Here is an 18934-nt window from a genome sequence, read left to right as displayed (position 1 = left end):
AGGAGATCGCCATGACGGACCCGACAAACCCGTCGCCGCCCGACCAGACACATCTGCCGCAGCCGATCACGACGAGCGACAGGGACTTGGCCGACGTGCCTCCCATCGCGCAGCCCGCCAAGCGTCGCAAGGCCCTGCTCGTCGCCGTGGGAGCCGCCACTGCCGTGCTGCTCCTCGGCGTCGGGATCGTTGCCGCGCTGGGTGGTGACGAATCGCCGGCCGCTGGCCCCGGCCAGAAGGACCAGACCCGTCTCGCCGCCGCCCGCCAGCAGTGCAGTTCCTCTGCGTCTGCTCGCCTGGGTGACGACGACCGGACGTTGACTCTCCACGGTGACGGCAAGGAGAGTGCCGGGCTCGATTACAACGTGTTGGAGTGCTTCTGGCGTGCACTCGACGTTCCCGATTCGGTCGTTGCCGAGATCGAGGCGACCCGGGCCCTGGACGGACGGCAGACCGGCGACTGGGACGGCATGCACGGCTCCTGGAGCTACCACCCGGACAGTGGCCTCCAGATGGTGATCACCCTCACCGACTGAAACCGGCGCCCTACCAGGCGCCGATCCTCCGCCTAATTGCCCGATATCGCCTCCACTCGATCAACCACTGATTCGTCTGCAACATCAGCTCGCAAGCGTCCTTGTGGCTACTCCACCGCCCCGACTCCGCTTCCTCACGCGGGACGGCACACCTGTTCCAGCCAGCTCTTCATCCCGGAGATCTCCATGGCTCGCTCCGACCACCATCACCCGGCCGCTTCGACGGTCACCCGATCCACCAGCCCGATCGATCCTGCCCTGCGCGTCAGCCGTTCGGCCCGGATCCTCTTGGGCACCCTTCTGCTCACGGCTCTCACCCTGACCGGTTGTGGGGACGGTCGGAAGGCCGCCGGGAGTCCAGTGACGCCTTCGACCAGTCCGTCTGCCTCGGCAAGCCCGTCCCCGACGCCGAGCCCGACGCCTCCCGCCGACCGGGACGGCGACGGCATCCCCGACAGCAGCGACACCTATCCCGAGGACCCGAAGAACGTCCCGCAGCAGGCGCCGGTCAACCTGACGTGTGAGACCGACAACGAGTTGAGCGGCTCGCTCTTCGCTGTGCATGGCGGCAAGGACGGCCGGCCGGACTTCGCGGAGGTCTGGGCGGCCAAGCCGAGTTCGTGTGAGTTCGTCGGCAGCTTGAACATCGTCACGGCCATTGAGAAGCAGGCCTACAAGGTCTCCAAGTACGACGACCAGGACATCTCGACGCTGTACGAGATGTGCGCCGCGGTCGACCCGGACGACGTCTACGCCGAGGCTGGGTTCGCCGCCAGCAGCGAGCAGATCCCCGAGATCAACGGAGCACTCACCCTCTGCCCCACCCACCCATACGCGAAGAGGTGGCGGCAGGCGGTGCAGCGCGGCCAGGCCGACGCGGACCTGGAGGCCCAGGGGCGGCTGTTCGGCTCCGGGACCTACCGGGTCGGCAAGGAGATCAAGCCCGGCACGTACGTCGCCACTGACGTGGACGGCTGCTACTGGGCGCGGCAGAACAGCTCCGGCGAGATCATCGACAACTACTTCACCAACGGTGCCCGCCGTGTGCAGGTCACCATCCGCTCCTCCGACTACGCCTTCAACTCCGAGCGTTGCGGCGAATGGCGCCCGGCCCGCTGAGGCGAGTCCCCAAACGAGACGTCAGGAGGCGTCGTGCGTCCCGATGAGTTTCTCCGCGCCCTGGACCGGCTTCCCGCTCCCCTGTACGACCGCGCGCTCGCCCTCCGGGGCTACGTCAAGCCCCGGAACTGCGAGACCTGCCAGGCCGTCGGCGACGCCGTCCGGGTGGCGCTGACCGCCGCCGACTACGACCAGGTCAGCTCGGCGGCGGAACTGCTCGACACCGCCGAGCAACTCGCCGCCGAGCACAACCTCGCCTGCCGGCCGGAACACCAGCCGGGACGCGGCCAGGTCCGCCGCTGGGCAGAGGCGTCGGCGCCGCTGATCGCCGCGACCGACGCCAGCTGGAAGGGGCGCGCCGGCGGCATCGGATACGTCGCCAGCGATGGCCGCTACGGACTGCGCAGCCGTCGCCCGGGCCGTGTCGACCCGACCGGTTCCTCCCGGGTGCTGGTCAGCGAGCTGCGGGCGGTCGAGTTCCTGTTGACCGCATACGACACCCCGCCGGTCGGCATGACAGTTCTGGTAGACAGCCTTCCGGCCCTGAACTACCTGCACTGCTGGCAGGGCGGCGAGAACAGGCAGATGCCCGCCCGCTACGACCTGCGCCCTCGTCACGGGGGCAGGCAGCCCACCCTGGTCCGGCTCGCCGAGCTGGTCGCCGGGCGCCCGGACCTGACGTTCGCGCACGTCAAGGCACACGCGCACCACGCCCTGAACGAGGCGGCCGACAGCCTGGCGCACATGGCGCGCCGCCGGGTCGAGGAGCCGTTCGACGTACGCCCCCGGGCGCACGACCTGGTCGTGGCGTTCCTGCGCGAATGGCATGTTGCGCTGCCGGTCTGACCGTCGATTTATCAACGACAGCAACTTCTCAAGCCTTGCCGCATCACCACCGCCGACGAGCCGGCACAAGCCGCAACCGTCGGCCCCGCACGCCCTCCCCCATTCCGCATCAGCACCCGTCGGAGGTCGCCTGATGAACCGCACCGAACCCCTGGTCGAGCTGATCTTCGAGCGGCTCGCCGTCGACCGCGTACCCGATGACACCGCCGAGGTGGTCCTCGCTGCACTCAGCGACGAGGCCGACCTGGACGCGGCACTCGCCGGCGAGCCGACCACGCTGGAGCCGCAGGTCCCGGCGGCGGACGAGCCGCCGGAGCGGATTTGGCTCTCCTCGATCACCGTGGCCGGCTTCCGTGGCGTCGGCCCCGAGCGCACTCTCGAGATCGGCCCCGGCCCCGGCATCACCCTGGTCGTCGGCCGCAACGGCTCCGGCAAGTCGAGCTTCGCCGAGGCGGTGGAGCTGGCGCTGACCGGCGACAGCGCCCGCTGGGCCGACCGCAACAGCGTCTGGCGTACGGGCTGGCGCAACCTGCACCACCCCGATCCGTGCTGGATCGTGGCGAAGCTGCGGATCGACGGCGTGGCGAAGCCGGTGACGGTGACCCGGTCATGGCCGCTCGGCGCGGGACTGGCCGACGCGGAGGTGACCGTCGCCAGCGAGCGGGGGCGGCACGGCGGCCTCGCCGAGCTGGGGTTGGCGCGTCCGTTGGAGCTGTACCGGCCGTTCCTCACCGCCGCGGAGCTGGGTCGGCTCACCGCCGGCACGCAGAGCCAGCTCTTCGACGCGATCTCCGCGATCCTCGGCCTGGAGGCGATCACCGACGCCGACCAGCGGCTGTTGGCCGCCGCCCGGCCCGTCGACGCGGCCATCAAGGAGGTACGCGCGCAGCGCGCCGCCCTCGCCGCCGGCCTGGCCGAGGTGGACGACGACCGGGCCCGGCGGGCCACGGCACTGTTGCAGGGCCGTGGCGCGGTCGATCTCGCCGCGCTGACCGCGATCCTCGACGAGCCGGACGAGGTCACCGCCGACGGGTCGCTCCTGCTGTGCCGGCAGTTGGTCGAGCTGACCCTGCCCGCGTCGGAGGAGGTGACGCGGCTCGCCGCGCAGCTGGTGGAGGCCGCTGCCGAGGCGCAGCGGTACGACGGGGGCCGTTCACGGGCGGCGCTGCGCAGCGCGGAGCTGTTGCGTCTGGCCATCGAGCACCACGAGGACGCCGGCGACGTCCCCTGCCCGGTCTGCGCCGCGGGCAGCCTGAACGGCAACTGGCGGACGGCTGCCGGCGCGTCGCTGGCGCAGTTGCGGGACCGCAGTCTCGCCGCGCAGGCGGCCACCGCCCGGCTGACCGCGCTGCTGCGGCAGGCGCACCACCTGGTCGACGACGTCGCTGTGCCGGAGGGTGACGCGGCGGAGGTGCCGCTGGACGCGCTGCGCGCGGCGGTGGGCGAGCTGCGGCGCGTACCTGGTGATCCGACGGACCTGGCGGCGCACCTCACCGCGCGGTACCCGGCGGTCGTGGCGGCGGCGCGGGCCGCGCGGGCGTACGCCGAAGGGTTTCTGCGGCAGCGGGACACCGGATGGCGGTGGGCGGCGGCCGAGCTGCGGGCCTGGGTCGACGCCGCGCACCGGCTGCCGGAGCGGGAGGCGACGCTGGCTCGGGTGAAGGCGGCGCGGAGCTGGTTGAAGACCACCGCGGTGGAGCTGCGCAACGAGCGGGTGGCGCCGTTCGCGGAGCACTCGCAGCGGATCTGGGCGCAGCTGCGGCAGGAGAGCAACGTCGAGCTGGGTGCGATGACGCTGGAGGGCACGAACACCCGTCGTCGGGTGGTGTTCCCGGTCAGCGTGGACGGCGCCGACAACGGTACCGCCCTCGGGGTGATGAGCCAGGGTGAGATGCACGCGCTGGGGTTGGCGACGTTCCTGCCGCGCGGGTGCGCCCCGGAGAGCCCGTTCCGGTTCATCGTGGTCGACGATCCGGTGCAGAGCATGGACCCGGCCAAGGTGGACGGGCTGGCCCGGGTGCTCGCCGAGTTGGCCGAGGATCGGCAGGTGGTGGTCTTCACCCACGACACCCGGCTGCCCGACGCGGTCACCCGGCTCGGCCTCGGTGACGCCCGCATCGTCGAGGTGCACCGCGCGGAGCAGTCGGTGGTGACGCTGCGGGCCGGCTCGGATCCGGTGACCCGCTACCTGGACGACGCGCACGCGCTGGCGCGTAACGAGGAGATCCCGGCCGAGGTGCGCGGGCCGGTGGTGGCGGAGCTGTGCCGCTCGGCGGTGGAGGCGGCGTGCCACCGGGTGGTCTGGCGGGTACGCGTCGCCCGAGGTGTCCCGCATGACGACATCGAGAAGGCGATCGAGGCGGCGTCGCGGCGGCTGGCCACCATCGTCGCGTTGGCGCTGTTCGACGACGCCGATCGGGGCGGTGACGTGCTCGGTCAGCTGAGTCGTCGGCACGGGCGGCGGGCGGTGGACGCGTACCAGGCGTGCCGGGAGGGCGTGCACGGGGCGTACCGGATGGACCTGCCCGGCCTGGTCGCCGATGCCCGCCACCTCGCGGCGGTCCTGCCGTGACCGCCAATGGACGTGCCGGGGCGGCCACGCCGACGCCACAGCGCTGCCTCGCGGCGGCCGACCAGCTGCTGCGCGGCGCCGGCGCCCTCGGCTCGGCCGCGGTGACCGCCGGCTGGTGGCCGCGGGCGTGCGCCTGCCTGATCCGGCTCGCGCTCGAGGGCGGCGTCGACGCCTACTGGCGGCGGGTCAAGCCGACGGTTGCCTCGTGCCGGCAGGGCCGGGCGAAGCAGCTGATGCTGCGCGGCCGGCTCGGGCCCGGCGGCGGCGTCGCCCGCCGCGTCGCCTTCACGTGGGCGACCCTGTCGACCGCCGCCCACCACCACTGCTACGAGCTGGCGCCGACCGCCGCCGAGCTGCGTCGCCTGCACACCGAGGTGAGCATCCTGCTCACCCAGCTCAACGGAAGAACGGACCCCGAACGATGACGTACCCGCAGCCCGGACCCGACCCCACCCGCCCGTACCCGCCGGTGTCCGGCGTCCCGGGGCCGTACCCCCCGCCGGTCTCCGGCGTCCCGGCTCCGTACCCGCCGGTGTCCGGCGTTGCCCGCCCGTACCCGCCGGTCTCGGCCGTGTCCTATCAGCCGGGCGGGTACGGGCCGCCGGTGCAGCGGATCGCCGTGCAGGCGCCGCTCATGTCGGGCATGGCGACGGCGTCGCTGGTGCTCGGGATTCTCGGAGTGCTCGGCGGCTGGTGCCTGTTCGGGCTGCCCTGCGTCCTGGCGGTCATTCTCGGCCACGTCGCCCTGCGGGAGACCCGGGACGGCACGAGGTCGGGGCACGGCATGGCGGTCGCCGGTCTCGTCCTGGGCTACGTCTTCGTCGGTCCGATGATCGCCTTCACGGTCATGGTCTTCTTCGGCAGCATCGTGGGCGCGGCCACCCCGACGCCGACTCCCTGATCCCTGCCGTAAACCGGGCTGAGCAGAGGAACACCCGCCGCTGCGGCCAGGCAACAGGTGCCCCCGAGGTGCCGGAAGGACAGACACGCATGTTCCAGGAGAACCACCCTCATCCAGCGCCCGGCCGGGCCGTTGAGCTGTCGCGCCCGGACGAGGGCTACGTCATCACGGCGCGGTGGCACACCGACGTCGAATCCACCGCCATCATCGGGCCGGACGAGGTGGTCATCCGCGTCGCCGATGACGTGTCGCCCGAGGTCCGGGAACGTGGGGTCACGTCGGCGGACCTGCAGCGGATCAGCCGGCAGGTCGACGACATGGTGGCCGAGTTTCACCTCCTGCCGAGCGTCGGGGCGTACCAGGTGATGGTGCGGCGCTACATCGAGGGACGCCTCATCGAGCTCGCCCAGGCACGGGGTGCTGCGGCGGATGGCTTCGAGTCGGATCTGCTCGCCGTCTTTGTCGACCTGGCCGGGCGCGGGGATGCGGATCCTCTCGGAGTGCTCGCCACGGCTACCGGCCGGTCGCGGGAAGACCTCGGTCGTCTGCTCGACGTGGCCCGCCTGCGGACCGATCATGACGGGCACCCCGCGTGAAGGGCCCGACCACGGGTTCGGATACTTCCCGCGTGACATCTTCGAAGCCGCGCCGGGCCTGGTCGGAGGTCTTTCGCCGCAGCCGCATCTCGCCCTACGTGTTCGTCGTCGCTGAGGACGCCGCGAAGGAGGTCGACCGGGTCGTCGCCGGGCTCGGGCTGCCTGAGGCGTCCTCGAACAGCCTGTTCGACAACGCCCACCGGGTTACGCCGTTGCTCGACGGCGCCGTGGCGCGGCTGCTCACCTACGGTTGGTCCACCCTGCCGAGCGGCACCCGGGTGTACGGGCATGGGCCGTTGCGGCTGCTCTGCCACCTCATGGACCTCCGGCCACCCGCCCGCGCGCTGTCCGGGGAGCGGTCGGTGCCGGAGGTGGACCAGTTGCTGGCCGACCTCGACCGGCAGCGGCAGGCGGATAGCGCGGCGCTGCTCGCCCAGGCGGGTACGGCGATGGCCAACGATCCGCAGGAGGTCCTGGCGGCGGTTCGGGCGCTCCTCGGCGACGAGGCGGTCGACACCGTCGCCGAGGCTGGCGCCTAGCGCCGCAGGAGCACCTGCGGAGCAGTGCGTGTCCGCGCCCGGTAAGGGGTGGTGACGGCGTCGCCCTCAAGACGGGGCTCCGGCCCGGCGGAGATCCGCCGGGCCGGAGCCGTCATGCTGTTGACCAGCCGTGCTTCAGCTCGTCGTCACCGAACCATTGACCTTGCTGTCCCGCACGGTGCCGCCGAGGGCGTGCACCGAGCCGTTCACACGGCTCTCCACGATCGACACCACCGAGGCGTCGGTCGCGGTGACCGAGCCGTTGAGGGTCGAGTTGAAGGCGATCAGCCCGGCGCCCGGAGCGACCTTGGTCTTGCCGTTGACGGTCGCACCGTCCAGGCAGGTGATGCCGGACGTGACGGTGAGGTCGCCGTTCTGCCGCTCGCGCATGACGGTGGTGCAGGCCGGGTAGCTGGGCTGGGTCTGCACGTTCAGCTCGGCGAAGGAGACCGCCCGGGCGTTGTTCGTTCGCGGGTCGTCGAGCTTGAGGACGTCCAGGCCCTTCTGGATGTCGTTGGAGTAGATGTATCCGTTGTGGTAGTACGTCGACCACGCCCCACCGAGGATGCGGCGGGTGTCGGAGAGCGGGCCCCGCTCCCAGTAGGCGATCTCGACCGGGTTGGCCGAGTCGGTGAAGTCAATCACCGAGATGCCGCCCTGGTACCAGGCCTGGACCATGACGTCGCGACCCATGGCGGGGATCAGCGAGCCGTTGTGCGCGACGCAGTTCTCCAGGGTCGTGTTCAACCGCGGGATCTTGAAGTAGCTCTTGAAGACCAGCTCACGGTCGGCACCGGAACCCACGATGTCGTAGATCGCGTCCGCGCCCTGGTTGGCCCGGTAGGTGCTGGTGCAGATCGCGCTGCTGCCGCCGCCGAGCTCGTCGGTGAAGACCACCTTGGTGCCGGCGTTGTTGAACGTGGCCGAGTGCCAGAACGCGAAGTTCGTGTCCCGGACCTGGCTGATTACCACCGGGTTCTCCCGGTCGGAGATGTCGAACAGGACGCCGTCACCCATGCAGGCGCCGGCGGCCAGGTCCAGCTCCGGGTAGGCGGTGATGTCGTGGCAGCCGCTGGTGGAGCCGGCGCCGCTGGTTCCCGGGAAGAGAACCGGGGTGGCGACCACGGAAGCGTCGGCCGGGTTGTCCACCGGCACCTTGATGATCGAGATCTTGTCGTGCGGCGGCTTGCAGTAGAAGGCGCCGCTCGACGGGCCGTAAGACTGGACGTAGACGTAGACGCTCTTCCCGTCCTTGCTCGGCACCAGCGTCTGGGTGTGTGAACCGCAGTCGGTCCGGACCGACTTCACGTACCGCGGATTCGCCTTGTCGCTGATGTCGAAGATCCGGACGCCCTCCCACGAGCTCTGCTGGGTGGAGGAGCCGCTCGTGCTGTTGCACGAGTCGTTGCTGCGGGGCGCGTCGACCGCGAGGAACAGCAGGTTGCCCATGACGGACGGGTCGCCCTGCGAGCCCGAGCAGACCACCTGGCTGACCACCTGAGGCGAGCTGGGGTTGCTGACGTCGAAGACGTTGAAGCCTTCGTAGTTGCCGGCGAAGACGTAATTGCCCTGGAAGGCCAGGTCCGAGTTGTACGCCCCCTCGCTGGCGAACCCGCCGAACTTGGGGATGTTGGCGATCTGCCGGATGTTGGTGGTGCTGGCGATCTCGTCGACGCCCGGAGTGGTGTTCGCCGCGGCCACGTCGTTGGCGGCCTCCTCGGCGATGCAGTACTCGGCGAAGTTGTCGCCGGCGGCCTCGAACGATTCGCAGATGCCTGTGCTACCGCTCGAATCGGTGGCGCCGCTCGCTGGCGCCGCGGCCACGACGGCCGTGAGGAGAAGGGCGCCCGTGGCGGCCAGACCGATGGCCAGCCTCCGGCTCTCTTGTGGAGTTCGTCTTAACATTGTGGACACCCCTCGTTCATCCGGTCGATACAGTAACGGGACGATAACCCGGTGTCCGGCGCGAAGTTGTGACCGCTCTCACATATTGGCCGGGCTTCTGATCACGGTTACGCAAACCTGGTACGCGTGGGGCGGCACGAATGACCGCAGGTGGGACCAATAGAACCTTTTCGCTGCCGTGATCTTCCCGGTGCAGGTCACGTTCGCGCTAACATCCCGGCCAACCTCGGTCGGATGGCGGGAGTCGAGTTGTGCTAGTTGTGCGGATCCGAGCGCTTATCAGACGCTCGCGGGCGATTCTCCTCGTCGAGTTGGCGGTGCTCGCCGTGCTGGCCGTCGGGACCGCGGTGGTCGTCTGGTGGCCCGAGGGACCCCCGAAATCGCCGGCGACGGCCAACCCCCAGGCAACTCTCGACCTGCCCGGTCTGCCGGACGCGACCGCGCCGGTGCTGATGCCCGCGGCGCCCGGTGAGCCGGCGAAGACCGTCCGGGCGAACGAGAAGTCGCCCGCGCCGCGCCCGACGCACAACAACGCCGACATCCGGTTCGTCACAATGATGATTCCGCACCACGAGCAGGCGCTCGTGATGGCCCGACTGGTGGCGGAGCGGGCAGCGAACCCGCAACTCAAGATCATTGCCGACCGGATCCTGGCGGCCCAGGAACCGGAGATCAAGACGCTGGAGACCTGGTTGACGGACCGGGGCCTGGACCGGAACTCCGGCGGCGGCCACCAGCACAGCATGGCCGGCATGCAGACGGCAGAGGCGCTGGAACTCCTCACCGCCGCCCGAGGCGCCGAGTTCGACCGGATGTTCGTCGACATGATGGTCGAGCACCACCAGGGCGCGATCGACATGGCGGGCGAGGTGCTGGCGCTCGGCGTCGACATCATCGTCAACGAGACAGCCAGCAGCGTCGTCGTCGAGCAGGGTGCCGAGATCAACCGGATGCGGCAGGCACTCACCGGCGCGAAGTAGCCCCTTCTCCGACACCGATTTATCGCTGATACATCACCGGTCGCGCCCTCGGCGACGGCGGGGCCTGCATCGGCCCTTTCCTTCCACGCGTCTCACCAGGTGTGTCATGTTCGCCCATCCCTGGGCGTCGCCTCGTCCGCCGGCTCCGGCGGCGTCGGGCCGTCCATCCGTTCCCGCTCCCGGCGGTCGCGCCGTTTCTCCACAAGGGCGGCGAGCAGCAGCGACCCGATGGCCGTCGCCCGGCCCCAACGGCGCAGGGCGGCGCGGATCGGCCCGGGCGGTGGCGCCGGCGGCCGTCCGGGCACCACCACCCGGTCGACCCCCGGGTACGCGAGCCGGGAGGCTGAGATCGCTTCCTCCTCCGAGCGCAGGGCCCGGTTCCCGCCGATGACGAGGTTCCGGGCCTCGTCGCGGTAACGCCAACGCCACAGGTCGCCCTCCGGCCACAGCTCGATCCGCTCCCCCGGCTTGTCCAGGGCGGGTGTTTCCGGTTCACCCTCGCCCTTGGACGGGTGAGGCGGGCGGTGGGCGCCCCGCCGCAGGTCCGCGCGGGTGAGTTCGCCGACGCCGGCTGCGCCGCCGCGGTGCAGCGCCCGCGCGGTCAGGAAGGCGAGCGCCCCGGCCAGGATCGGCAGGACGAACGCCAGCACCTGGAACAGCGACAGCAGGTCGAAGATCGGCACCCGCAGCAGGCGGGCGATGATGTCATCGCCGGCCGCCACCGTGAGTACCGCGTAGAAGGTCAGCGCGGCCACACCGATGCCCATCCGGACGGGATGGTCGCGGGGCCGGTCGAGCAGGTGGTGCTGCCTGCGATCGCCGGTACACATCCGTTCGACGAACGGCCACGCGTAGAGGGCGAGGAAGGTCAGCCCGCCGAGCACCACGCCGGGGAAGAACGGTGCGGGCACCAGATGTCCGGCGACGCGGAACTCCAGCGGCGGGAACAGCCGCAGGGCCCCATCACCCCAGGCGACGTACCAGTCGGGCTGGGCCGGCGCGGTGGACTGGGCCGGTTCGAAGGGCCCGTACAGCCAGACCGGGTTGATCTGGATCAGGCCGCCGAGGGCGAACAGTACCGCCAGCACCCAGGCGAACAGGGCGAGTGTGCGCAGGGTGTAGCTCGGCCACAGCCGGGAGCCGACGACGTTGTGCTCGGTCCGCCCCGGTCCGGGGAACTGGCTGTGCTTCTGCCGCACCAGGATGCCCATGTGCAGCGACACGAGGGCGACGAGGATTGCCGGCACCAGCAGCACGTGGGCGACGAACATCCGGGGGATCATCTCGTCGGAGGGGAACTCCCCGCCCAGGGCCAGGGAAACCAGCCAATCCCCGACCAGGGGGATCGACGCCACCACCGAGGTGATGATCCGCAGGCCCAGCCCGGAGAGCAGGTCGTCCGGCAGGGAGTAGCCGGTGAAGCCGTTGGCCAGGGCGAGGGTCAGCATGGTCACGCCGATCAGCCAGTTGAGCTCGCGGGGTTTGCGGAACGCCCCGGTGAAGAAGATCCGCGCCAGGTGCAGCACGATGGCCGCGACGAAGACCAGCGCGGCCCAGTGGTGGGTCTGCCGGATCAGCAGGCCGGCCCGGACGTCCCAGCTGAGCCGCATCGTCGAGGCGTACGCCGCGGAGGTGGTGGCGCCGTCCATCGGGGCGTACGCACCGCGGTAGACCGTGTCGGCGGAGCTGGCGTCGAAGAAGAAGGTCAGGTAGACGCCGGTGAGGATCAGCGCGATGAACGAGTAGAGCGCGATCTCGCCGAGCATGAACGACCAGTGGTCGGGAAAGACCTTCACCAGCGCCCGGCGGGAGATCGGCGAGAGCCGTAGCCGGTCGTCCAGGGCCCGGGCCAGCCGGTCGGTGATCATGGCGAGTCCCAGGAGCCCGCGCCGGGCGGCGCGGTGAAGTCACCGGTCGCGCGGAGGAAGCCGTCCGATCCGACGTCGATCGGCAGCCCTGGCAGCGCCCGGGCCGCCGGACCGGCCACCGGCCGGGCATCCGCCAACAGGTCGAAGGAGGACTGGTGGCAGGGGCAGAGCAGCTGCCCGGTGCCCTTGAGGTAGATCCGGACCGGGCACCCGGCGTGCGTGCAGAGCAGCGAGTAGACGACCAGCCCGTTCAGGTGACCGCCGGAGGGCGGGCGGGAGAAGCGTTCCGGATCAAGGCGGACCGCGAAGGCGGGGCCGTCCCCGGTGTCGAGGTGGCCCTCGGGAAAGATCCCGACCGCGGTGCCGGCGGGCACGTCCTGCGGCCGCAGTGGTCGTCCGTCCGCGGTGACCAGCCGCACGCCGGGTCCCCACGGGGTGTCTCTGCGTGCCTTGAGCGGGTTGGCCCGTCCGGAGGGCAGCAGGGAGCGCAGTGGGAACAGCGCGGCGGCGCCGAGCGCGCTCAGCGCGAGCCCGAGCGCGGCGAGCAGGCCCCGCCGCCGCACCGGGCTGTCCGGCGCGGCGAGCACCGCGGCGGTCATCGCCTGCTCGGCCGGAGGCGGCGCGAAGCCCTCGTGCTCCTCGACGTACCCGCCGACCGGCACGAGCCGCCGACCCCAGATGGCGAGGCCCACGGCCAGCCCGGCGAAGGCCACCGCGAGACAGACCCCCTCCCAGCGGGTGTCACCGCCCACCGCGTACGTCACCGCGAAGCCCACCGCCCCGGCGGCACTGACCAGACAGGCGGCGGTGATCCGGCGACTGGCCGCCCGCTCGCTCGCCGAGGGACGCCGCGCGCTCACTCCCCCGCCCTCCTGCCCAGCCACCGCGCGGCGGCCACCAGCAGAGCCAGGACGGCCACCCAGGCGACCAGTCCCTCGGCCATCGGGCCAAGCCGGCCGAGGGGGTTGCCGCCCCGGTCCAGCCGCTCGCCGCGGAGCCGCTGCACGTAGGCGGTGAGGTCGTTGACCTGCTGGTCATCGAGCACCTGGCTGGGGAAGACCGGCATCAGCCCGGGGCCGACCCGGACCGCCTCGGCGACCTGCGTCGCTGTGGCGTCGTACAGCGGCGGGGCGGTCCAGCCGTCGATCAGCGCGGCGCCCGCGCCGGTGGCCCCATGGCAGGGTGCGCAGTTGGCGGCGAAGATCTCCTGACCGGAGGCCAGGTTGCCCGGGGCGACCCGGGGTATCTGCGGACCACCCCCGCCGAAGCTGCCAACGTGGCCCACCAGTGCCGCGACATCGTCGGCCGAGAACACCGGTTCCCCGCGCCGGGCCTGCTGCTCCTCCCGCGACAGCGGCATCCGTCCGGTGGAGACCTGGAAGTCGACCGAGGCGGGGCCGACGCCGATCAGCGACGGGCCCCGCTGCGTGCCCCGCCCCTGCTCACCGTGGCAGCTCGCGCACTGCTGCAGGTAGAGCTCGGTGCCCCGGTGCGCCGGGTCGGACGACGGCGCGGACGCGGCCGGGGTCACCGCCCCGGGGATCGGCTCGGGGGCGAGCGCCACCGGACCGGCGGCGAGCACCAGCACGGCTGCGACCGCGAGCATCCGGCGGGGATGCAGGGTGAGCCGCCGGGCCGCGGCTCGTGAGTGCCGCATCGGTCAGTCCAGCGTGTAGAGGTAGGCGGCGATGTCCTGGGCGTCAATGGCACTGACACCGAGGTTCGGCATGGCGGTCCCGGGCTCCACGGCCTGCGGATCGGCGATCCAGCGTCGGAGGTTGTCGGCGTTGTTGGGCAGTTGACCGGCGATGTAGGAGCGGGCGCCGAACCGGGTCAGGGGCGGGCCGACCAGGCCGTCGGCGCGGTTGATGCCGGGGATGGTGTGGCACGACCCGCAGCCGTACTGGGCGATCAGCCCCGCGCCCCGGTCGGGCCGTCCGTTGCGCGACTCCGGTGGTGGCGGTGGGGCCGTCGAGGCGCAGGCGGTGACCGCGATCATCGGCAGGATCATGAGGGCCGCACCGAGTGCCCCGAGCCGGTGGGGCAGCATCATGGCACCATCCCTTCCGCTTCAGCTGTGGTCGCCATCGGGCGGGTCCCTCCGGGTGGCGGGCCCCCGCGCAGGCCGTCGGGCCGGTCGCGGTCCATCTGCAGCAGCCAGCCCAGGAACACGGTCAGCGCCACGGCCAGCACGGCCAGGTCCATCGGCGCCCACATCAACACGCCGGCGAGTTGCTGGTCGGCCAGCGGGTCGGCGCCGAACACCCGCCGCGGATAGATCGGTTGCGGGGCGAAGGTGAGCACGGCGCCGAGGGCCGAGGCGGGCAGCATGGTGCCGGCCAGCAGCAGCACCGTCACCGGGGCGGGGGCGCGGTGCCGTGGCGAGCCGAGCACCGGCGCCCAGAACAGCCAGGCCGTGGCCAGGAAGCACAGATGCTCGGTGGCGTGCACGGCGGGACGGTCGACCGCGGCGGCGTACGGCCCGGGCAGGTGCCAGAACCAGAGCACGACGGTCTGCCCGCCACCGGCCAGCAGGGCGTACGTGCCCGGGTGGCGCAGCCGGCGCATCGGCGGCGCCACCCGGCAGCGGGCGAGCAGCCGGCGCAGCGGAAGCGGCACGGCCATGCTCAGCGGCAGCCCCGCCGCGCCGGCCGCGAGCAACGGGCCGGCCACCAGCAGAAGCAGCATGTGCTGAGCCATGTGCCCGGCCAAGGAGGACTCCGCCATCTCGTGCGCCGGCCCGTGCTCAGTGCCGAGCACCACCAGCAGTCCGGCGCCGAACGTGGCCACCCGCCAGCGGGGGACCACGTGCCCGGCGCCGCGGCGCGACCACAGCTCCTGGACGCCCCGCCCGTAGCCGGCTGCCAGCAGGCAGACCGTGACGACGATGAGCATCGCCAGCAGGCTCTCGGCCAGCGGGCTCTGGCCGGGCCCGTGTGCCTGGTGGACGCTCAGAGCTGACATGGCGGCAGCACCAGCACGGCGACCCCGCCGAGCACGATGATCGTCAGGAACAGCAGGTTGGTCCAGACGCCCACCACGGCGAGCATCCGGGACCGGCCGTACGCCCGGTCCTGGGTGCCCGTGGCCTGCGCGCGGGCGGTGCGTCGCCACGCCAGGACGGCGACCGCCAGCGAGCCCGCGGTGACCAGGGCCGGGACGATCACCGCGAGCCCGACGACCCGCCCGAGCGGCATGGCGAGGACGCGGTCGGAGCCGGCGGCGCAGGCGAGTTCGTCGAGGCCCCAGGCAGCGACCACGTGTACGGCCCAGGCGACGGCGCCGCCGAGGACGCCGTACCAGAGCAGCAGCCCGCCGGTCAGACGGGTTCGTGGCCCGGGTGGTGTGGTGGTCATAGTCGTGGGGAGAGGTAGATGGTGAACAGGATGGCGGCCCACACCGCGTCGACGAAGTGCCAGTAGATGGCGGTGTTGCGGACCCGCTCGCGCCGGTGGGCGTCGATGGTGCCGCCGCTCAGGGCGGCGGCGAGCAGCCAGCCGATCATGGTCAGGCCGACCAGGACGTGCAGCCCGTGGAAACCGGTGATCAGGTAGAACAGCGACCCGTACACGTCGGTGGTCAGGGTGAAGTGCCGGAGTTTCTCGGCGTACTCGGCGGCCTGCAGGCTCAGGAAGGTCAGCCCGAGCACCATGGTGGCGCCCAGGCCGCAGCGCAGCTGCCACCGCCGGCCGTGCCGGCTGCCGCGTTCGGCCCACACCATGGGCAGGCTGCTGGGCAGCAGCACGGCGGTCATGATCAACGGCTTGAGCAGCTCCGGGGCCCCGATGGCGCCCGGCGGCCACTGGGCGCCGTACTGGAAGCGGAGGTAGAAGTAGCTGCCGAGCAGGCAGGCGAAGAGGGTGGCCTCGGTGGCCACGAACATCACCATGCCCCACCAGCCGGTCGATCGACCGGCTGGCAGCTCGGTGCTCAGCGCCTCGGCGCCGGTGGCCGCCATGATCCCGCCCCGATCCGTCATGGTGTCGCCACCCCGCTCGTCCGGCTCGGTCCAGCTGGCCAGAGCCAGACCGCGATCGTCAGGGCCACCACCACCGCGGCGACGGCCGCCACCGGGTACCAGGCGACGAGCAGAGCGGCGAAGAAGACCAGCAACGCGGCGGCGAGCACGAGGGGCTTGAGCGTTGACTCCGGCATCGGCACCGGGCGTTCGACGCGGGCGTCCAGTTCGCTGGTGAGCAGTGTGTCGCGTCCCTCGCTGAGGATGCGGTCCGCGGTCGCCCCCTCGCTGGTCGACTCGGCGGTCCGTTCGTCCCACACCGGGTGCAGGCTGTGCACCCGAGGCAGGACGGGGAAGTTGTACGGCTCGGGCGGTGACGTGGTGGCCCACTCCAGGGTGTCGGCGTGCCAGGGGTCCGGCGGGGCGGGCCGACCCCGGCGGACGGCGTGCACCACGCCGACGAGCACGAGCAGCAGTCCGAGAGCGAGCACGTAGGAGCCGATGGTGCTCACCAGGTTCCATCCGCCCCAGCCCGGCTCGCTGGCGTAGGTGTAGACCCGGCGGGGCATCCCGAACAGGCCGTAGAGGTGCATGGGGAAGAAGGTGACGTGCATGCCCGCGAAGACCAGCCAGAACGCCCAGCGCCCCAGCCCTTCGTGGTACATCCGCCCGGTGATCTTGGGCAGCCAGTAGTAGATGCCGGCGAGCATCGGGAAGACCGCGCCGCCGATCAGCACGTAGTGGAAGTGCGCCACCACGAAGTAGGTGTCGGTGACCTGCTGGTCGAACGCGGTCAGGGCGAACATCGTGCCGGTGACGCCGCCGAGCACGAAGGTCACGATGAAGCCGACGACGAACAGTAGCGGCACCCGGATGACCAGCCGGCCGAGCAGCATGGTGGCCAGCCAGGCGAAGATCTGCAACCCGGACGGAATGGTGATGATCGTGCTGGCCGCGCTGAAGAAGCTGTAGGACAGTTGCGGCAGCCCGGTGGCGAACATGTGGTGCACCCAGACCCCGAACGAGATGATCGCGATCGCGACGATGGACAGCACGACCAGCAGGTAGCCGACCACGCCCCGCCGGGTGAAGGCGGGTAGCACCGCCGAGACGATGCCCAGCGCCGGCATGACGATGATGTACACGTCGGGGTGTCCGAAGATCCAGAACAGGTGCTGCCAGAGCAGGACGTTTCCGCCGGCCGACGGGTCGAAGAAGTGGGTGCCGAACCGGCGGTCGAAAAACAGCAGCGCGTTGTCGAGGTTCAGCGCCGGCAGCGCGAAGATCACCATGAACGCAGTAGCGACGATCGCCCAGACGAACAGCGGTACCCGGTTGAGCGACATTCCCGGTGCGCGCAGCTTGAGCGCGGTGACGATGAAGTTGATCGAGGCGGCGGTCGTGGATATGCCGAGGAAGAGCAGACCGAGGGCGTAGACGTCCATGTGCAGGCCGGGGTTGTGCTGCGCGGAGTTCAACGGCGCGTACGCGAACCAGCCGTTGTTGGGGGCGGCGCCGAAGGGCAGGCTCGCCCACATGAACAGGCCGGCGAACAAGAAGACCCAGTAGCCGAAGGCGTTCAGTCTCGGGAACGCCATGTCCCGGGCGCCGATCATCAGGGGTACGAGGTAGTTCCCGAAGCCGAAGAGCATCGGTGTGGCGAACAGGAAGATCATCGCCGTGCCGTGCATGGTGAAGAGCTGGTTGTACTCCTCGGGCGACAGCAGTCCCGCCTCGGGTCGGGCGAGCTGGGTGCGCATGGCCAGGGCGCTGAGTCCGGCGAGGACGAAGAAGACCCCGGCGGTGACCAGGTAGCGCCGGCCGATCCTCTTGTGGTCGACCGTGCTGAACCAGCCGCGTAGCGAGCGCGGCTCCGCCCAGTGTTCCGTCAGCCGGGCCAGGTCCACCCGGCTGACGCCGGGCGGCGTGGTGGTCGCGGACATGGTTCCCCTCTCCCCGACCTACTCCAGCGACCGCAGGTACGTGATCAGATCGGGCAGCACGGCCGCGCTGACCGGCTGTGGGGGCATCGCGTTGCCGGGCTTGACCGTCTGGGAGTTGACGATCCAGCCGCCGAGGTGTCCGGCGTCATTCGGTACCGCCCCGGCGCCGAGGCTCCATCGGGAGCCCACGTTCGACAGGTCGGGCCCCACCTGCCCCTGTGCGCCCGTGCCCCGCACCGCGTGGCAGGCGGCGCAGGTGCCCTGCAGGAACGCCTGCTGGCCGCGGCGCTCGGCCTCCGTGCGCGGCTGACGGGCCGGGGCGTTCAGGCGGGTCAGCCACGCGTCGAAGTCGGCGCGGGGTTCCGCCACGACCAGGAAGGCCATGTGAGCGTGCTGGGTGCCGCAGTACTCGGCGCACTGGCCGCGGTAGCGGCCGGCCCGCTCCGCCCGCAACCAGGTCTCGCGGGTCTCACCGGCGATCAGGTCCGTCTTCGGCATGAGCTGCGGGACCCAGAAGCTGTGCAGCACGTCGTCCGTGCGCAGCCGGACCTTCACCCGCTCCCCCACCGGAATGTGGATCTCGTTCGCGGTCGCCCCGGACGCCCCCGCATAGCGCACCTCCCACCACCACTTGTGGCCGGTCACCTCCACCGTCGGGGCGTCGGGGTCGGGATCGGCGGCGAGCGCGGCGAGGTCCCGCAGCCCCACCCCGTAGACGGCGACGAGAATGACGAACGGCAGCCCAGCTCCGGCGATCGCGACGAAGCGGAGCGGCTGCCCGTGGCGCACCCGGACGTTGCCCCGCCGGAACACCAGCGCCCAGACCAGCAGCGCCATGACCTCGGCGACCACCGCCAGCGAGATCCAGAAGAGCAACCACCACAGGTTGGCGACCCGGGCGGCGCCCGTGCCGGCGGGGTTGAGGGCGGAAGGCGGGTCACCACCGCATCCGGCGAGCAGGGCCAGGCCGCACAGGGCCGTCAGCACCGGGAGCGGACGCGGTTGCCGGCGCCACCCGGCGGGCCGGGCGGCGCTCATGGTCATCCCTGCTGTCGTGTCCACCGAGAGCGACACTAGGCCCTTGCGAACCCCGTTCGTCCCTGTTTGCGGCTGATAACCCGACGAGCGCGACCGGACCGATTTATGGTGATACCGCAACTCGATCCGCAAA

Annotated in this window: 19 protein-coding genes; 9 read left to right on the top strand and 10 right to left on the bottom strand. The window is 71.4% G+C overall.

Annotated elements, in window-relative coordinates:
• Positions 1-11: 11 nt before the first annotated feature.
• The 8 genes from ACFOW4_RS14485 to ACFOW4_RS14450 all read left to right on the top strand — a co-directional run bounded on the left by ACFOW4_RS14485 (position 12) and on the right by ACFOW4_RS14450 (position 7109).
• Complete coding sequence (locus ACFOW4_RS14485; RefSeq protein ID WP_377527840.1) at positions 12-536, top strand: hypothetical protein; 525 nt, start codon at positions 12-14, stop codon at positions 534-536.
• Positions 537-896: 360 nt separating this feature from the next.
• Positions 897-1655: a hypothetical protein gene (locus tag ACFOW4_RS14480; protein ID WP_377527839.1), complete on the top strand. Its 759-nt coding sequence runs from the start codon at positions 897-899 to the stop codon at positions 1653-1655.
• Positions 1656-1688: 33 nt separating this feature from the next.
• Positions 1689-2501 (top strand): hypothetical protein, encoded by an 813-nt coding sequence (locus ACFOW4_RS14475; RefSeq protein ID WP_377527838.1) that lies wholly within the window; start codon positions 1689-1691, stop codon positions 2499-2501.
• Positions 2502-2634: 133 nt separating this feature from the next.
• Positions 2635-5073, top strand: a complete 2439-nt coding sequence (locus ACFOW4_RS14470; protein WP_377527836.1) for an AAA family ATPase — start codon at positions 2635-2637, stop codon at positions 5071-5073.
• Entirely contained in the window at positions 5070-5498 is a 429-nt protein-coding gene (locus ACFOW4_RS14465) for a hypothetical protein (protein ID WP_377527835.1), read from the top strand. The genes ACFOW4_RS14470 and ACFOW4_RS14465 overlap by 4 nt, the downstream gene beginning before the upstream one ends.
• Positions 5495-5974 carry a DUF4190 domain-containing protein gene (locus ACFOW4_RS14460; protein WP_377527833.1) on the top strand — a complete coding sequence of 160 codons (480 nt, stop codon included), beginning with the start codon at positions 5495-5497 and terminating at the stop codon, positions 5972-5974. The genes ACFOW4_RS14465 and ACFOW4_RS14460 overlap by 4 nt, the downstream gene beginning before the upstream one ends.
• 89 nt (positions 5975-6063) lie before the next feature.
• Complete coding sequence (locus ACFOW4_RS14455) at positions 6064-6570, top strand: hypothetical protein (protein ID WP_377527832.1); 507 nt, start codon at positions 6064-6066, stop codon at positions 6568-6570.
• A 32-nt stretch (positions 6571-6602) separates the two neighbouring features.
• A complete protein-coding gene (locus tag ACFOW4_RS14450) occupies positions 6603-7109 on the top strand; it encodes a hypothetical protein (protein ID WP_377527830.1) in 507 nt (168 codons plus the stop codon).
• Between the two features lie 135 nt (positions 7110-7244).
• Here the strand turns inward: ACFOW4_RS14450 and ACFOW4_RS14445 are convergent, their stop codons facing one another.
• Positions 7245-9014: an LVIVD repeat-containing protein gene (locus tag ACFOW4_RS14445; RefSeq protein ID WP_377527829.1), complete on the bottom strand. Its 1770-nt coding sequence runs from the start codon at positions 9012-9014 to the stop codon at positions 7245-7247.
• Positions 9015-9331: 317 nt separating this feature from the next.
• On the opposite strand from ACFOW4_RS14445, the gene ACFOW4_RS14440 reads away from it, so the two are divergent.
• A complete protein-coding gene (locus ACFOW4_RS14440; protein WP_377528174.1) occupies positions 9332-9994 on the top strand; it encodes a DUF305 domain-containing protein in 663 nt (220 codons plus the stop codon).
• A gap of 104 nt (positions 9995-10098) precedes the next feature.
• Here the strand turns inward: ACFOW4_RS14440 and ACFOW4_RS14435 are convergent, their stop codons facing one another.
• From ACFOW4_RS14435 to coxB, 9 genes are read right to left on the bottom strand one after another with little or no spacing between them, the layout of a single operon-like run.
• Positions 10099-11862 (bottom strand): cytochrome bc complex cytochrome b subunit, encoded by a 1764-nt coding sequence (locus tag ACFOW4_RS14435; protein ID WP_377527827.1) that lies wholly within the window; start codon positions 11860-11862, stop codon positions 10099-10101.
• Positions 11859-12722, bottom strand: coding sequence for a ubiquinol-cytochrome c reductase iron-sulfur subunit (locus tag ACFOW4_RS14430; RefSeq protein ID WP_377527826.1), 864 nt, complete (start codon positions 12720-12722; stop codon positions 11859-11861). The genes ACFOW4_RS14435 and ACFOW4_RS14430 overlap by 4 nt, the downstream gene beginning before the upstream one ends.
• On the bottom strand, positions 12719-13519 hold the full coding sequence (locus tag ACFOW4_RS14425; RefSeq protein ID WP_377527824.1) for a c-type cytochrome: 801 nt from the start codon (positions 13517-13519) through the stop codon (positions 12719-12721). Before ACFOW4_RS14425 ends, ACFOW4_RS14430 begins: the two co-directional genes overlap by 4 nt.
• Before the next feature lie 3 nt (positions 13520-13522).
• Entirely contained in the window at positions 13523-13915 is a 393-nt protein-coding gene (locus ACFOW4_RS14420; RefSeq protein ID WP_377527822.1) for a c-type cytochrome, read from the bottom strand.
• Entirely contained in the window at positions 13912-14826 is a 915-nt protein-coding gene (locus tag ACFOW4_RS14415; RefSeq protein WP_377527820.1) for a cytochrome c oxidase assembly protein, read from the bottom strand. The genes ACFOW4_RS14420 and ACFOW4_RS14415 overlap by 4 nt, the downstream gene beginning before the upstream one ends.
• On the bottom strand, positions 14814-15218 hold the full coding sequence (locus ACFOW4_RS14410; protein ID WP_377527818.1) for a hypothetical protein: 405 nt from the start codon (positions 15216-15218) through the stop codon (positions 14814-14816). The genes ACFOW4_RS14415 and ACFOW4_RS14410 overlap by 13 nt, the downstream gene beginning before the upstream one ends.
• Positions 15215-15841 (bottom strand): heme-copper oxidase subunit III, encoded by a 627-nt coding sequence (locus ACFOW4_RS14405; protein WP_377527816.1) that lies wholly within the window; start codon positions 15839-15841, stop codon positions 15215-15217. Before ACFOW4_RS14405 ends, ACFOW4_RS14410 begins: the two co-directional genes overlap by 4 nt.
• Entirely contained in the window at positions 15838-17763 is a 1926-nt protein-coding gene (gene ctaD / locus ACFOW4_RS14400) for a cytochrome c oxidase subunit I (protein ID WP_377527815.1), read from the bottom strand. Before ctaD ends, ACFOW4_RS14405 begins: the two co-directional genes overlap by 4 nt.
• Before the next feature lie 18 nt (positions 17764-17781).
• The gene (coxB, locus tag ACFOW4_RS14395; protein WP_377527813.1) at positions 17782-18825 is read right to left on the bottom strand and encodes a cytochrome c oxidase subunit II; all 1044 of its coding nucleotides are present in this window, start codon (positions 18823-18825) and stop codon (positions 17782-17784) included.
• Between the last annotated feature and the right edge of the window lie 109 nt (positions 18826-18934).

It is taken from the genome of Micromonospora sp. GCM10011542, assembly GCF_042650685.1.
Taxonomy (GTDB): Bacteria; Actinomycetota; Actinomycetes; order Mycobacteriales; family Micromonosporaceae; genus Micromonospora.
The sequence above is the reverse complement of the archived record's forward strand: the minus strand, read 5'-3'. Positions and strand labels throughout refer to the sequence as shown.

What these genes read in the sequence shown, in the direction of transcription:
- ACFOW4_RS14485 (WP_377527840.1), top strand. Translation starts at nt 12, where the DNA reads ATGACGGACCCGACAAACCCGTCGCCGCCCGACCAGACACATCTGCCG.
- ACFOW4_RS14470 (WP_377527836.1), top strand. Translation starts at nt 2,635, where the DNA reads ATGAACCGCACCGAACCCCTGGTCGAGCTGATCTTCGAGCGGCTCGCC.
- ACFOW4_RS14460 (WP_377527833.1), top strand. Translation starts at nt 5,495, where the DNA reads ATGACGTACCCGCAGCCCGGACCCGACCCCACCCGCCCGTACCCGCCG.
- ACFOW4_RS14455 (WP_377527832.1), top strand. Translation starts at nt 6,064, where the DNA reads ATGTTCCAGGAGAACCACCCTCATCCAGCGCCCGGCCGGGCCGTTGAG.
- ACFOW4_RS14445 (WP_377527829.1), bottom strand. Translation starts at nt 9,014, where the DNA reads ATGTTAAGACGAACTCCACAAGAGAGCCGGAGGCTGGCCATCGGTCTG.
- ACFOW4_RS14435 (WP_377527827.1), bottom strand. Translation starts at nt 11,862, where the DNA reads ATGATCACCGACCGGCTGGCCCGGGCCCTGGACGACCGGCTACGGCTC.
- ACFOW4_RS14425 (WP_377527824.1), bottom strand. Translation starts at nt 13,519, where the DNA reads ATGCGGCACTCACGAGCCGCGGCCCGGCGGCTCACCCTGCATCCCCGC.
- ACFOW4_RS14420 (WP_377527822.1), bottom strand. Translation starts at nt 13,915, where the DNA reads ATGATGCTGCCCCACCGGCTCGGGGCACTCGGTGCGGCCCTCATGATC.
- ACFOW4_RS14415 (WP_377527820.1), bottom strand. Translation starts at nt 14,826, where the DNA reads ATGTCAGCTCTGAGCGTCCACCAGGCACACGGGCCCGGCCAGAGCCCG.
- ACFOW4_RS14410 (WP_377527818.1), bottom strand. Translation starts at nt 15,218, where the DNA reads ATGACCACCACACCACCCGGGCCACGAACCCGTCTGACCGGCGGGCTG.
- ACFOW4_RS14405 (WP_377527816.1), bottom strand. Translation starts at nt 15,841, where the DNA reads ATGACGGATCGGGGCGGGATCATGGCGGCCACCGGCGCCGAGGCGCTG.
- ctaD (WP_377527815.1), bottom strand. Translation starts at nt 17,763, where the DNA reads ATGTCCGCGACCACCACGCCGCCCGGCGTCAGCCGGGTGGACCTGGCC.